This is a genomic window from Acidisphaera sp. S103 (assembly GCF_009765975.1).
In the GTDB taxonomy this organism is placed as follows: Bacteria; Pseudomonadota; Alphaproteobacteria; order Acetobacterales; family Acetobacteraceae; genus Rhodopila.
Genome location: NZ_LMUJ01000103.1, coordinates 57484 through 71188, shown reverse-complemented (window position 1 = coordinate 71188; position 13705 = coordinate 57484). Strand labels below are relative to the sequence as shown.

The window sequence follows — 13705 nt, the reverse complement described above, 5'->3', positions numbered from 1 at the left end:
GAATGGGGGAATTGGCCCACCCGAGGGAGTCGGTATCAATCCGGATTTGATACAACGACCCCAACCGGCAACATGACGGAGCCCAAGACATGGACGGCCCTGTGTTCCACCTGAACCCGGCGGGGCGGCTGGCGAATTTGATGATCGAATACATGGTCGCGTTGAAATTCGCGCACATGGTCAAGGGCTGCCGGATTTCAAACATCAGCATGCCAGCCTGGGGTATCGACCACCCGCCGATCGACTCGCCCGGCCCCGTTGCCGTCGAGAAACGGGAACAGCATATCGATCTGCCAGCCCTCGCCGATATGACATGGTCAGCCAGGATCAGGCGCGTCGAATGGACCGGTTTCGGCCAGCGGATGGAGAATTTTCTGCCCTCCGAACGGTACCAGGATGTCTTCGTGTCGCCGTTTACCGAACCAATGGGCTATGGCCCGGAATACCTCGTCTGCCCCATCCGCGCCGAGGACATCCTGCATGCGCCGCACCCCGACTACGTGCTGACGCCCGTGGAATTCTACCGCGAGGTCGCCGACCTGACCGGCCTGCGGCCTGTCTTCGTCGGCCAGACGCACCCGTGCCTGTACATGGACAGGATCAGGAAAGCGTTCCCCGAGGCGATCGTTCGCGACCACAATCCCGATCCGCTCGTCGAGTTCGAAACGATCCGGCAATCGCAGAACCTCGTTATCGGGGTCTCGACGTTCAACTGGCTCGCGGCTTGGCTGTCGCGCAGCGCCGACAACATCTTTCTGGCCGTCAGCGGCCTGTACAATCCGATGCAGAAATCAAACGTCGATTTGCTGCCGTTCGGCGACGCCCGCTATAAATTATTTCTCTTCCCCATCAATTACGCCATCCCGCAGGAACGTCACGCCGAGGCGCACCGGCAGATCGCGCCCTATTGGCGGCAAATGCCGCACGAGACGCTGCGCCAGCAATTCGCCGCCGCGCCACGCTTCCCGCGCGACCTTAACCAGGCCCTCGCCGTGTTCGATGAAGCCTTCTACATAGACGTCAACAAGGATCTGGCCGCCGTCGCGGCCGCCCAGAACCTGGGGCCGGGGTTCGGGCGCGCGCATTTTGCCCGGCATGGGTTTCCGGAACGGCGTTCCCCCATGCGGTTCGACCCGGCCTGGTATGCCGGGCAATACCCGCTCGCCGCGTTCGAGGTCGCACAGGGCGACTACCTGGATCTCGAGCACCACTACGCGGCCATCGGCAGGGTCCGCGGTTATCGGCCCTACCCGCCGGAACCCCGAACCTGACGCCAAACTTGACGTGGACATGCCAACCAGCCTAAACGCCGCCCCCTGGATGGCGGGCATAGCTCAGTTGGTAGAGCGCCAGGTTGTGGTCTTGGATGTCACGGGTTCGAGTCCCGTTGCTCGCCCCACCCCCCTCTCATGATCGGGAACCGAACCGCCGGCCTGAACCTGTCAGGCGGTGGGGCGCACCGGATTGGCGGCCTCCCGCGGCATGACCTCCTCCGGCGACACACACTGTTCCCACCACGCGGCTTTGCCACACGGTTGGCGCCACGTCTTCTTGCGTGTCCAGCCAGGGAGTCCGGCACTATTTGATCGCTGTTTGACCATCTGCCTGCGCGGATATGTTGTGTGATCGGCCATCAATGCCCGGTTTCCGACGGGCCGGTGATTTCGCTGAACGTATCAGTATGCGTCACGCGGATTATGCGGATTTAGACGTGCGTGCCGGCGATCCTTTCGCTAATGTTAACACCCGCGGCGATCTCGTTCGGGCACAGACAACCGCATGTATTGATGACAGAGAGCGATGCAGGTCTCCGATAACGCCAACCGCCTGCGATCGCCCTCCTGAACAAAAAAAGGCGCGACGGTTTCGTTTGGAAAGTGTTGCGCTTCACAATGAACCGGGCAAGGATCGGCCCACCGAAAGGGTTGAAAGCATGAGCAAGACCGTCGGGATCGCTGGCCTGGGCGCTATCGGATTGCCGTTGGCCCGCGCACTCGATGCCGGCGTGGACGGCTTGCGGCTGATCGCCGTGGCAGGCCGCGATCCGGTCAAAACCCGAGCCAGTTTGGCCGGATTCCAATCGATGCCGCGCATCGTCGAAATTCCCGAACTGGCCGAAGCCGACATCGTGGTGGAGGCCGCGCCGGCATCGATCTTCGAGCGGATCGCCCTGCCGGCCCTGGAAGCCGGGCGGATTTTCATCCCCGCCTCGGTTGGCGCATTACTACCCCGCATGCACCTGGCCAAGCTGGCCCGCCAAACCGGTGCCCGCATTGTCGTGCCGACCGGTGCGCTACTGGGCCTGGACGCCGTGCGCGCCGCGGCCGAGGGACCGATCGACAGCATCACGATTGAGACCCGCAAGCCGCCGATGGGCCTGATCGGCGCACCCTATCTGGAAAAGCACCGCATCGACGTGATGGACCTGGCCCAGCCGTTGCTGGTGTTCGAGGGCAACGCCCTGGACGCCGCCGCCGGTTTTCCCGCCAACGTCAACGTGGCTGCCGCCTTGGCCCTGGCGGGCATCGGGCCGATCCGCACGCAGGTCCGCATCTGGGCCGATCCCGGGGTTATCCGGAACACCCACACGATCCGCGTCGAAGCCGAGGCCGCACGCTTCACCATGACGATCGAAAACGTGCCGACCCCCGAGAATCCCAAAACCGGCCTGCTGACCCCACTATCCGTGCTGGCGTGCCTGCGTGGTCTGGTGTCGACGCTGAAAGTGGGTAGCTGAACCCGCGTGGAGGAAGCCCTCGCCTATTTGCCGACACTGGCGCTGTTTGGCTTCGTGATCGTCGCCAGCGCCCTGATGCGGCACGAGATGCTGATCCTGGCCTGCATCCCGCCGGTGTTCATCGCGATGATCGTCGGCTTCGTCATGGCGATCTACGCCGGCGACACGTTTGGCTGGCCGGCAACCGGTGCCGCCATTGCGCTTGGCGCCCCGTCAGGATGGTGGCTGGCTCGGCGGCTGAAATCACGGGACCTGCTGATCGCGATCTACCTGGCCTGGGCGATCGCGCTGGTCCTGGCTTTGGTTGCATTCCAGTTCCCTGACCATTCCTGACGCGGAAGCAGCGCCTTCTTCATCGGTTAACGCATAAATCCCATACAAAAAACCAGATTATCATTCGTAGTGCGTAAGACCACCCTGCTTTCTAAGGCAGCCGGACATTCCGCCCGACCCCAGATGGAGAATCCAGATGGAAAACATCTTCCTCGCCGCGCTGACTGTTCTCAGCCTCAGTGCCGACATCGCCCAGATGGCCTCGGCAGCAGTCTACAGCAACCACCACGGGTCTTACGACAACACCGCTAATAGCCCGGGTGGCCGGTTCATTGGCGGCGAATGAAATTCGCTTTTCCGAAGGTTGAAACAGAGGCCAGCTTTTGGTGGCTTTTGTGCTGAGTAGCGCGGCAATATTATATTTTCCAAGTTCAGCAAAGGCGGTAAGGGAGGGCGGGGGCATATATCCTGATCGGCCATTTGTTTTGGACGTTGATTGCAACCCGAGAGGCGCCCTCATGCCGCTTGCATGCGGTCGTCTCTTTCCCTAGATTCCACTGAAGATGGCAGATTTTGAAGAGATGGAGTTCGTAATTCCGGCCTATACGCCGGAAACCATGCCCCTCGATCGGCTGCTCCAATACTTGCAGCAAATCGCGGATGTCGTCGGTGTGCCCGAGGATATGCATCTAGTGCATATTCGGTCTTCCAGCACGAAACCCGTCTTCAAAATGCCCATTCCCGTCGCGATCCAAGCGCGGGACAACATAACCGCCGTTCGAAGCGGACGTGGCACCATCACGCAAAGGCGTGCGTATAGCCAAATACGCCAGATGGTCAGAAAGGATGGTGGTCAGTCTGCAAGCCTGAACGACCGCACCGGCATTATTCTGGATTTCCCGCCTACACCCGATGATACCGGCACGATCTCCGGTATCCGACAAGCAAGTAGCTTTGAGGGCTCCTTAACCAAGGTGGGTGGGGTTGCCGAATTCATTCCCATCCAAATGCAAGATGTCTCGGGCGACGTTTTTTCCGGATTCAGTGCGCCAAAGACGTTGGCCAAGGCAATGGCAAAGCTTCTGTTCGAGCCAATCCGGGTAACCGGCATCGGTAGTTGGGACCGAACCCCAGCGGGCGAATGGAAGCTGAGCAAAATGCTTGTGCAAGCGTATGAGCCGTTGGATGACGAGGCCTTGCATGAGGTGTTCCAGAAGCTACGGGCGGCCCCTGTGGTGTGGCCTGACAATGCCGATGATATTCTGAGGGCTGAGCGCGAGTCGGTTCTGTGAAGCCAGTCGGCTTTGACAACACCATGTTGAGCATTTTGCTCAATCCGAATAGCCGCCTTCCTACAGACGCCAATAAGCAACCGGTCGTCATGCCTAAGCGTCGGGCGGAATATTTGGTCGATTCGCTTGGAAAGTCGCGCCAGAAAATAATCATCCCGACTCCCGCTATGGCTGAACTGTTGACCGCGATTGGGCCAAACGCCTAGCTTTATTTTGATATCATTGCTCGCTCCAGGCTTTTCGAAGTCGCATCCTTTGATTCTAGGTGTGCGATCGAGTTGGCCTTTCTGAACCGCGGGGTATTTGCCGCCGGAGATCCCAAAAATCCCGCGGAAGCCTATCAGAAGATCAAATTGGACCGTCAGATTATCGCAATATTCAAAGTCGCAGGGGTGGAGGATGTCTATACGGATGATGGTGGACTCGCTCGACGTGCTCGACTTTGCAATTTGAATCCGATTGCGACCTGGCAACTGAGATTGCCGACAGATGATCGCCAATTAAAAATCGACTATGACGCGCCTGACGTAATTCCAGAGCCGGAAGACGACGCAGAGGAGTGACTACACTTCAAATCGACCGTTTCAGGGAACTCGCCCGGAACTCGGCTGTGATAAGGACGACACCGCATTTGAGACGGCATCGATGATGCTGATGAAGTCAGCCCACGACCGAAGCATGAACCTAAAAAGCTGGCTCGTTGGGAAGATCAGGACGTCACGCGCCCAACGATTTCGCCGGTAACCCGGGTAAGCAATCTACCCCACCCCCCCGGCCAACCTACCCCGTCGGATCAACGATCGCCGTCGCCTCAATCTCCACCCGAGCCTCGCGTTCCACCAGCGCACCGACCTGGACCAGCGTCATTGCCGGGTACCAGCGGCCCAAAGTCTCCCGATACACCGCACCCAGGGCTGGCAGAGCTTGACGGTATTCTTCGATATCGACGACATACCAGGTCAGTCGAGCGATGTGTTCCGGGCCGCCACCTGCTTGCCGCAGCACTGCCAGGACGTTGCGGAGCGCCTGTGCCACCTGCGCAACGAAACCGTTGGGAAAGCGGCCGTGTTCGTCCCAGCCGATTTGCCCGCCGATCACCACCATGCGACCCGTCCCGGCGATCCCGTTGCTGTACCCACGCGGCGCCGGCCAACCGTCTGGTTGCAGGATAGTCAGTTCGCTCACGCCGCATCCTCCCCTCAGTCGCCGGCGAATACCGGCTTGCGCTTGGCAACAAATGCCTCATAGGCCCGGCGGAAATCGCCCGTCGTCATGCATAGCGCTTGGGCCACCGCTTCCGCCTCGATCGCCTGATCGACGGACATCGCCCATTCCATCTGCAGCATGCGTTTGGTCATAGCGTTGGCGAAACTCGGCCCCTCAGCCAAGCTCGTGGCCAGGGTTGCGGCTTCGGCCGCCAAGGTCTCGGCTGGCACGATCCGATTGAAGAAACCCCAGGCCAGCCCTTCCTCCGCCCCAAGCGCTCGCCCGGTATAGAGCAGATCGGAGGCCCGTCCCTGCCCAACAATGCGCGGCAGGATGGCGCATGCACCCATATCACAACCGGCCAGCCCGACCCGGTTGAACAGAAATGCCACACGAGCGCGCGGCGTGCCGATCCGCATGTCGCTCGCCATGGCGATGATCGCCCCGGCCCCCGCCGCCACGCCATCCACCGCCGCGACGATCGGCTGCGAACAGGCGCGCATCGCCTTGACCAGCGATCCGGTCAGGCTGGTGAAAGCCATCAATCCTTTGGTGTCGCGGTCCAGCAGCGGCCCGATTATCTCATGCACGTCGCCGCCGGAGCAGAAATTGCCGCCGGCGCCGGTCACCACGAAGACGCGGATCGCGTCCTCGGTCACCGCGGCCTGGAAGATCGCTGCCATTTCGGCATAGCTGTCGAAGGTGATCGGGTTCTTCCGCTTCGGCCGGTTCAGGGTCAGCGTCGCCACCGGACCATCGACGGAAAACGCCAAGCTGGTGGCCTGATAGGTCGAGAGGTTCATTCTGACTCCTCGTTCAATGCCTGCCGCACACCGGTTTTGACGGCGCCGAGCAGCCGATGCAGCGAGGCTCGGTCGCGGGACGACACGCCGGCGAACAGTTCCGCGATCCAACCTTCGTGCGCGGCCGACTGACGTGCGAAGACGCGCCGCCCGTGTGGCGTCAGGGCCAGGAACTGGGTCCGCCGGTCGGTCGCGTGCGCCCGCCGCTCCACCGAACCATCGGCGACCAAACTGGCGGCAAGACCGGTGACGTTGCCGTTCGACACCATCATCCGGCGGGAGATTTCGCCCAATGTCAGTCCATCCGGCTCCCGGTCGAGCTGCGCCATCAGGTCGAAGCGCGGCAGCGTAGTGCCAAAATGCTCCCGGAAGCGGCGGCGAACCTCGGCCTCGATCAGGTTGACCGAGGACAGCATGCGCAGCCAAAGGCGCAGGTCCTCCTTATGACCCGCAGGCGTCCCGGCCAACGCGGTTTCCAAATCAACCACGGTATGGCCGTCGTCAGGCGTCATGTCTCACCCCCATCCACCGCGAGCGCTTGCCCATTCACACCAGCCGCCGCCGTCTGGCAGAGATACACCACGCTGGCAGCCACTTCCTCCGGCCGGATCAGGCGGCCAAGCGGGTTGCCCCGCGTCAGGTCGGCAAGGGCCTGCTCCGATGAGCGACCGGTGCGGGCGACAATCCGGGCTATGCTGTCGGCGACCAGGTCAGTGTCGGTAAAGCCCGGACACACCGCGTTCACAGTAACCCCGCTGCCCGCCACATCCTGTGCCAGCGCTCGGGTGAATCCCAGTAACCCATGCTTCGCCGTGACGTAGGCGGTGACATAGCGATACCCTTTCAACGATGCCGTCGAGGCGATGTTGATCACACGCCCGAATCCCGCGGCGAGCATCCCCGGCAGCACAGCCTGCGTCGTGACGATCGCACCGGTGACGTTGACCCGCCACATTCGCTCGAACATCGCGATAGAGGTCTTGTGAAAGGGGGCGGTCTCGGCGGCGCCGGCGGCGTTGATCAGGAGCAGGATGGGACCATGCGATTCGGTGGCCGTCGCGACCGCGGCAATCGTGGCATTCTCATCGGTAACGTCCGCAACGACGGAAAATGCCGCATGACCGGCCGCAACCGCGTCCCGCAACACGGCTTCACGGCGGCCGAGTACCGTCACCAACGCGCCTGATGCGGTCAGGGCAGCGGCCGTCGCCAGACCGATGCCCGACCCACCGCCTGTCACCAGCGCGTGGCGTCCAACCAATGGCCCCATGTGCGTCGTCGTTTCGGCGTTATTCATGTCATAGCCGGGGGTGCGAGAAGAAGATCGGCTTGGAGCAAGTCGTGAAGCGATCGAATTCCGTGGTTCTTACCCAAAACAAATTGGGGTCTAACTGGCGCGAACCCTGAAAGGCCAACTGAGGGCTTAATATTCCGCTCGATGACGCATTCAAACGAGGTTCCGTTGCATGCGTTGGCGGCAGCGCCACGGCTCGCCCGTTCCCAGTGAGAATTTCTGCCGTCGGTTGCCGATCGCCGATCATCCCGATGCTCCCATGCCAACATATAAGCCTTGCACCCAAAATACTTCAAGCCTAAACTATTTAGGCCTAAACTATCACGAGGTGCGCATGCGCGTTGCGGTGATCGGCGGTGGCCCAGCGGGCCTGTATTTCGCGATCCTGCTGAAGCGGGATCGTCCGGACACGCATATCACGGTGGTGGAGCGCAACCGCCCCAACGACACATTCGGCTTCGGCGTCGTCTTCAGCGACCAGACGCTGGACACCTTCGCCGCCGCCGATGAGCCCAGCTACAACGCCATCACCGATGCGTTCGCCTACTGGGACGACGTCGAAATCCATGTCCGGGGCACGGTACATCGTGTTGGCGGCAACGGATTCTGCGGCTGCTCCCGCCGCACGCTGCTGATGCTGCTGCACGACCGTGCCAAGGCGCTGGGTGTCGAACTGGTCTTTAACACGGAAGCCAGGCCGGAGGATTTCCCGGACGCCGACCTGATCGTCGCGGCGGACGGCATCAACAGCGCGATCCGCGCGCGCCACGAAGCGCATTTCCAGCCGAATACCGACCTGCGGCCCAATCGTTTCGCCTGGATGGGCAGCACCCGCCCGTTCGATGCCTTTACCTTCTTCTTCAAGGAACGCCCCGAGGGCATCTTCATCGCCCATTGCTATCAATACGAACGCGGCGCCAGCACCTGGGTGCTGGAAGTAGAACCGGAAACCTTGCTCCGCGCCGGCCTGGACCAGGCGACCGAGGCCGAATCCGCCCGCTTCATGGAAGACGTCTTCGCCGAGGAGCTCGCCGGCCACAAGCTGATCACCAATCGCAGCCAATGGCGGCAATTCCCTATGATCCGCTGTGCCCGCTGGACGAAAGGCAACGTGGTACTGCTGGGCGACGCCAAGGCCACAGCGCATTTCTCCATCGGCTCCGGGACCAAATTGGCGATGGAGGACGCAATCGCGCTGCACGCGGCCGTCGTGGCTGGCGGTTCCATCCAACAAAGCCTCGCCCGCTTCGAAAACGGCCGCCGCGAAGCCGTCGAGAAAATCCAGCACGCCGCCGATGTCTCCCTGGTGTGGTTCGAACATGTCCGCCGCTTCTGGCCCATGCACCCGACACGCTTTGCGTTCGGCGTGATGACGCGATCGAAAGCCATCACCTATGACGACCTCGCCCTGCGTGCCCCAGCCTTCATCAAGGAAGTGGACGCCCTGTTCGCGTACGAGGTCGCCGGCAATGCGCAACCCCTGGACATCCACCGGCCGCCGATGTTCCAGCCGTTTCGCTTGCGCGGCATGAATCTGGTCAACCGCGTGGTCGTTTCCCCCATGTGCCAGTACAGCGCTCGGGACGGCATGCCCACCGACTGGCACCTTGTCCACTATGGCGCCCGTGCGACCGGGGGCTCCGGCTTGATCTACACGGAAATGACCTGCCCATCGGCCGATGCCCGCATCACACCCGGCTGCACCGGCCTTTGGAACGATGCGCAGAAAGCCGCCTGGACGCGGATCGTCAGCTTCACCCATGCCAACGGATCGGCGAAAATCTGCCTGCAACTCGGTCATGCCGGCCGCAAAGGTGCCACACGGCTGATGTGGGACGGGATGGACCGCCCGCTGCCGCAGGGCGGCTGGCCCATCATCTCCGCCTCGGCCATCCCGTACACGCCGGAAAACCAGGTGCCCCGAGCAATGGACCGCTCCGACATGGACCGCGTGGTGGAGGACTTCCGGCTGGCTGCGATTCGTGGCGAAAGCTGTAATTTCGACATGCTGGAACTGCACTGCGCGCACGGTTACCTGTTGGCCAGCTTCCTGTCGCCGCTGACCAACACCCGCACCGACATGTATGGCGGTTCGGTCGAGAATCGCCTGCGCTTCCCGCTGGAGGTGTTCGACGCGATGCGCGCGGTATGGCCGGACGACAAGCCGATGTCGGTACGCCTGTCCGCCACCGACTGGGCCGACGGCGGAATCTCCGAACCCGATGTCGCGATCATCGCCCGCACCTTCGCCGCACATGGCTGCGACCTGATCGATGTGTCCACCGGCCAGACCGTGGCGGATGCCGCACCGGTCTACGGACGGATGTTCCAGGTTCCGTTCTCCGACATGATTCGGAACGAGACCGGATTATCCACGATGTGCGTGGGGTCTATCACCTCAGCAGATCAGATAAACACGATTCTCGCCGCTGGCCGAGCAGACCTGGTCGCATTGGCGCGTCCGCATCTGGTCGATACCGGTTTCGCGATGCGGGCCGCCGCGGATTACGGCGTCACCGATATCCCCTGTCCGGTGCAGTACGAATATGGCCGCGACGCGCTGATGCGCAGCGCCGCGCGCGAACGGGCGGACCTGCTGGAATTGCGTAAGCGCGCGCGCCCAAAAAGCCATGGCGGGGCTGGCGGCGGCCATCCCACCCATGCAATGTGATGAGGTACAAACAATACCGGCCAGCGACGGAATTGACGTGCGGTGCCTGTGACGGCATCCCCGATTTAAACCTGGGGATAACGTGGACAGCATGCCCAATCGTCCATGACGGTCGCCGGTCGGCATAAATGGGTGGGGGTTATGATGCGAGTTGTTCGACTATTCGGAATCGCTGCCACGCTCGGCGGGTTGTTGGCGACCCCGGCAGTCGCGCAGATAAAAATCGGCGCGATTATTTCGATCACCGGGCCTACCGCCGCGCTGGGTGTCGGCTACCGCAACGCGTTCGCCACCTTCCCCACGGAAATCGACGGCAAAAGCGTGACCTACATCGTCCGTGACGACGCTGCCGACGCCAGCCAGGCGGTGTCGATTGCTCAGCGCATGATCGAGGAAGATCACGTCGATGCCATTATCGGGCCGACCTTGACCTCTTCGGACCTCGCAGTGCAGCCGATCGCCAATGCCGCGAAGGTACCGATGATCGCCATCGCGCCGATGGACTACGATCCGGTGAAAGACCCTTACAGCTTCTCTGCCGTGCAGCCGGTCAGCCTGATGGTCAACGCGGTGATTGGCGACATGAAGCAGCGCGGCGTCAAGACCATTGCCTATATCGGCTATTCCGACGGATTTGGCGACCAAGTGTATGACGCCACCAAGGCCGGCGCGGACAAGAACGGTATGAAGGTGGTGGCGGATGAACGCTACGCCCGCACCGATACCTCCGCCGAATCGCAGGTATTGAAGGCGATGACCAAAAAGCCTGATGCGGTGATGATCGGCGGCTCCGGCACACCCGGCGCGCTGCCCGATATCGCACTGCATCGGCGTGGCTACAAAGGGTTGATCTATGGCAACCATGGCATGGTCAGCCCGGCCTTCCTGCGTGTCGGTGGTGCGGCCGTCGACGGCACCATCGCGGTCACCGGCCCCGTCGTGGTGTACGATCAGTTGCCTGACAGCAACCTGTCCCGTGGACCCGCCACGACCTTCATGAAGGCATTGATCGCGAAATTCGGCCCCGACTCGGTCAGCCCGTTCGCCGGCTATAGCGAGGACGCATTCCTGTTGCTCCAGGGAGCCATCCCCGCGACGCTGACGACCGCCACACCCGGCACCGAAGCGTTCCGAGTCGCCCTGCGCGCCAACCTTGAAAAGACCCACGACCTGGTGGGTACGCACGGTGTCTATACAATGTCACCCACCGACCATAATGGGATGGATGACCGAGCCCGCGTCCTGGTGCAGGCCGTGGACGGAAAGTGGAAGCTGATACCGTAGACATGGTTCACGTCTTTTGCCTCCCATCCCCCGTGCCGTGGCCGGGATTGTCCCGGCCACCCACGACTTTCGGAGCTGATTCCTCCAAATTCATGGCTCGCCCGGCCAAGCCCGATAGACGTCAGGATAGTGATCGCGGGGAGAGAAATTTACTCTGCCGGAGTGCTGTCACCATCATGGCCGGGCTTGTCCCTATAGGCATCAGGATAAGTGGTGGACGGGGAATTGTCTGGCCGAACCGACTCCGGCCCTTCCGTCATGGGCGGGCGTGCCCCGGCCATCTTCGCACTGGCCGACGAAGCGCGGATGGCCGGGACACGCCCGGCCATGACGGTGAGAGTCTGCCGCTTAGCCCAATACTTCTCCGTACCCTCCTTATCCCGATGCCTCTGGGGCGTGTCCGGGCCATAAGGGCAGCACGCTTGCCACGCCCACGCTGATCCCACGATGGACCAAACGATCCTTCTGGCGCTGCTGCAGGATGGCCTGACCACGGGCGCGATCTACGTGTTGCTCGCCGTTGGCCTGTTGATTGCGTTCACCGTTACCCGTGTGATCTTCATCCCGCAGGGCGATCTGGTGTCGTTCGCGGCCCTGTCCCTGGCCGCTATGATCGGTCACCAGATTCCCGGCACGCTGTGGCTGCTCGACGTCCTCTGCGCGATCGCGCTGGTGCTGTCCCTCGCACGGGGGCGCCTGAAAGCCGTTGTGCCATACGGCATCGCACCTGCCATCCTGACGCTTGCCACATGGGCTGCCACCCACTACGGCGCGCCCACGCCGATCACTATGTTCCTCGCTCTCATCATCGTCACCGCGCTGGGTCCGTTACTTTATCGGTTTGCCTACGAACCGCTGGGCGAATCGTCGATGCTGGCGTTGCTGATCGTCTCCATGGCGTTGCATTTCGTCCTGATCGGCATCGCGCTGTACTGTTTCGGAGCCGAGGGCGTCTCCACACCCGCCTTGACCGATGCCAGCTTCGACACCGGCCCGATCGAGGTCTCCGGCCAGTCACTGTGTGTCGGGCTGGTCTGCCTGGTTATGGTCGGCGCCCTGCGCTGGTTCTTCGTCCGCACGTTGTATGGCAAGGCCCTGCGCGCCGCCGCTTCCGACCGTCTCGGTGCCCGCCTGATCGGCGTCGATCACGCCCTGAGCGGACGTGCCGCGTTCGCGCTGGCCAGCTTCGCGGCGGCGGTCAGCGGCCTGCTGATCGCTCCGATCACGCCGCTATCGTATGACACCGGCTTCGAGATCGGGCTGAAAGGGTTCGTTGCAGCCGTCATCGGCGGCTTGGCATCGTATCCGCTGGCGGCGGCGGGTGCGCTCATCGTCGGACTGTTGGAGTCGTTCTCCGGCTTCTGGGCCAGCGAATACCGCAACATCATCGTGTTCTCACTGCTGATACCGGTGATGATTTGGCTATCCCTCTCGCGCGGCGATCCCGAGGACCGGGCATGAGGCATTCAATCCCGCGGCCCCATGTCATGGCACGTTGACATGACCCTGCCTCGTCCCCTGACCCTCACCGTCATCGCCCTCCTGTTCTGCGCGGCCCTGCCGTTCGTGTTGTCCGAATACGAGGCCACCCTGGCCGGCTTCGTCGGCATCGCCGCGATCGCAGCCCTCGGCCTGGTGCTCCTCAGCGGCATCAGCGGACAGACATCCTTCGGCCATGCCACCTTTGTCGGCCTCGCCGCCTACACCACCGCCTGGATGAGCCGGTACGGCGGCTACCCGCCCCTCGCCGGCCTGCCCGTCGGCCTGGCAATCACCGGTGGCACAGCCTTCCTGCTTGGCCTCATCACGTCCCGCATTTCCGGTCACTACCTGCCGCTGGCCACCATCGCGTGGTGCGCCAGCTTCTTCTATCTGTTCGGTATCGTGCCAGGCCTTGGAGGCTTCAACGGCTTTGGCCAGATTCCACCGCTGTTTCCCGGCATCACGACAGGCGTCGAAGCGGCCTTGATCGGTGTCGTGCTGACCGGAGCCACGCTGCTGTGCGCCAACCTGCTGACCAGCCGCACCGGCCGGGCGATGCGGGCATTGGCACAAAGCCGCATCATGGCGGAGAGCCTGGGCATCGACACCGCCCGCCTCGCCCGTTCCACCTTCGTCTTGTCCGCCTTGCTGGCGGGGGTCGCC

At 62.4% G+C, this 13705-nt stretch carries 14 protein-coding genes and 1 tRNA gene; 11 read left to right on the top strand and 4 right to left on the bottom strand.

The annotated features are described in order from the left end of the window. Positions 1-89: 89 nt before the first annotated feature. The 7 genes from GSQ89_RS34200 to GSQ89_RS34170 all read left to right on the top strand — a co-directional run bounded on the left by GSQ89_RS34200 (position 90) and on the right by GSQ89_RS34170 (position 4865). The gene (locus GSQ89_RS34200; protein ID WP_158932584.1) at positions 90-1271 is read left to right on the top strand and encodes a hypothetical protein; all 1182 of its coding nucleotides are present in this window, start codon (positions 90-92) and stop codon (positions 1269-1271) included. Between the two features lie 52 nt (positions 1272-1323). Next, a tRNA-His gene (locus GSQ89_RS34195) sits at positions 1324-1399 on the top strand. A gap of 534 nt (positions 1400-1933) precedes the next feature. Beyond that, entirely contained in the window at positions 1934-2737 is an 804-nt protein-coding gene (locus tag GSQ89_RS34190) for an aspartate dehydrogenase (protein WP_158932583.1), read from the top strand. A 6-nt stretch (positions 2738-2743) separates the two neighbouring features. Further along, positions 2744-3070 (top strand): hypothetical protein, encoded by a 327-nt coding sequence (locus GSQ89_RS34185; RefSeq protein WP_158932582.1) that lies wholly within the window; start codon positions 2744-2746, stop codon positions 3068-3070. Between the two features lie 136 nt (positions 3071-3206). After that, positions 3207-3356, top strand: coding sequence for a hypothetical protein (locus GSQ89_RS34180; protein WP_158932581.1), 150 nt, complete (start codon positions 3207-3209; stop codon positions 3354-3356). A gap of 217 nt (positions 3357-3573) precedes the next feature. Continuing rightward, a complete protein-coding gene (locus GSQ89_RS34175; protein WP_158932580.1) occupies positions 3574-4302 on the top strand; it encodes a hypothetical protein in 729 nt (242 codons plus the stop codon). 278 nt (positions 4303-4580) lie between these two features. After that, on the top strand, positions 4581-4865 hold the full coding sequence (locus tag GSQ89_RS34170) for a hypothetical protein (protein ID WP_158932579.1): 285 nt from the start codon (positions 4581-4583) through the stop codon (positions 4863-4865). 217 nt (positions 4866-5082) lie between these two features. Here GSQ89_RS34170 and GSQ89_RS34165 read toward each other — a convergent pair whose 3' ends face one another. Genes GSQ89_RS34165 through GSQ89_RS34150 form a run of 4 tightly spaced genes read right to left on the bottom strand, consistent with a single transcriptional unit; the run spans position 5083 to position 7608 of the window. Next, the gene (locus tag GSQ89_RS34165; RefSeq protein ID WP_254073509.1) at positions 5083-5487 is read right to left on the bottom strand and encodes a RidA family protein; all 405 of its coding nucleotides are present in this window, start codon (positions 5485-5487) and stop codon (positions 5083-5085) included. A 14-nt stretch (positions 5488-5501) separates the two neighbouring features. Then, a complete protein-coding gene (locus tag GSQ89_RS34160; protein WP_158932578.1) occupies positions 5502-6311 on the bottom strand; it encodes an enoyl-CoA hydratase family protein in 810 nt (269 codons plus the stop codon). Then, positions 6308-6823 (bottom strand): MarR family winged helix-turn-helix transcriptional regulator, encoded by a 516-nt coding sequence (locus GSQ89_RS34155; protein ID WP_158932577.1) that lies wholly within the window; start codon positions 6821-6823, stop codon positions 6308-6310. Before GSQ89_RS34155 ends, GSQ89_RS34160 begins: the two co-directional genes overlap by 4 nt. After that, positions 6820-7608, bottom strand: a complete 789-nt coding sequence (locus GSQ89_RS34150; protein ID WP_254073508.1) for an SDR family NAD(P)-dependent oxidoreductase — start codon at positions 7606-7608, stop codon at positions 6820-6822. Before GSQ89_RS34150 ends, GSQ89_RS34155 begins: the two co-directional genes overlap by 4 nt. A gap of 331 nt (positions 7609-7939) precedes the next feature. Here GSQ89_RS34150 and GSQ89_RS34145 point away from each other — a divergent pair, with 331 nt between their 5' ends. The 4 genes from GSQ89_RS34145 to GSQ89_RS38870 all read left to right on the top strand — a co-directional run. Continuing rightward, positions 7940-10276 carry a bifunctional salicylyl-CoA 5-hydroxylase/oxidoreductase gene (locus tag GSQ89_RS34145; RefSeq protein WP_158932576.1) on the top strand — a complete coding sequence of 779 codons (2337 nt, stop codon included), beginning with the start codon at positions 7940-7942 and terminating at the stop codon, positions 10274-10276. 144 nt (positions 10277-10420) lie between these two features. Then, positions 10421-11560: an ABC transporter substrate-binding protein gene (locus tag GSQ89_RS34140; RefSeq protein WP_158932575.1), complete on the top strand. Its 1140-nt coding sequence runs from the start codon at positions 10421-10423 to the stop codon at positions 11558-11560. A gap of 447 nt (positions 11561-12007) precedes the next feature. Beyond that, the gene (locus tag GSQ89_RS34135) at positions 12008-13021 is read left to right on the top strand and encodes a branched-chain amino acid ABC transporter permease (protein ID WP_158932574.1); all 1014 of its coding nucleotides are present in this window, start codon (positions 12008-12010) and stop codon (positions 13019-13021) included. Between the two features lie 39 nt (positions 13022-13060). Next, positions 13061-13705: branched-chain amino acid ABC transporter permease (locus GSQ89_RS38870; protein ID WP_216856549.1), on the top strand; the 645-nt coding region annotated here is incomplete at its 3' end.

Coding starts and splice junctions, on each gene's coding strand:
- GSQ89_RS34200 (WP_158932584.1), top strand. CDS start 90: ATGGACGGCCCTGTGTTCCACCTGAACCCGGCGGGGCGGCTGGCGAAT.
- GSQ89_RS34190 (WP_158932583.1), top strand. CDS start 1,934: ATGAGCAAGACCGTCGGGATCGCTGGCCTGGGCGCTATCGGATTGCCG.
- GSQ89_RS34180 (WP_158932581.1), top strand. CDS start 3,207: ATGGAAAACATCTTCCTCGCCGCGCTGACTGTTCTCAGCCTCAGTGCC.
- GSQ89_RS34175 (WP_158932580.1), top strand. CDS start 3,574: ATGGCAGATTTTGAAGAGATGGAGTTCGTAATTCCGGCCTATACGCCG.
- GSQ89_RS34160 (WP_158932578.1), bottom strand. CDS start 6,311: ATGAACCTCTCGACCTATCAGGCCACCAGCTTGGCGTTTTCCGTCGAT.
- GSQ89_RS34155 (WP_158932577.1), bottom strand. CDS start 6,823: ATGACGCCTGACGACGGCCATACCGTGGTTGATTTGGAAACCGCGTTG.
- GSQ89_RS34150 (WP_254073508.1), bottom strand. CDS start 7,608: ATGAATAACGCCGAAACGACGACGCACATGGGGCCATTGGTTGGACGC.
- GSQ89_RS34145 (WP_158932576.1), top strand. CDS start 7,940: ATGCGCGTTGCGGTGATCGGCGGTGGCCCAGCGGGCCTGTATTTCGCG.
- GSQ89_RS34140 (WP_158932575.1), top strand. CDS start 10,421: ATGCGAGTTGTTCGACTATTCGGAATCGCTGCCACGCTCGGCGGGTTG.
- GSQ89_RS34135 (WP_158932574.1), top strand. CDS start 12,008: ATGGACCAAACGATCCTTCTGGCGCTGCTGCAGGATGGCCTGACCACG.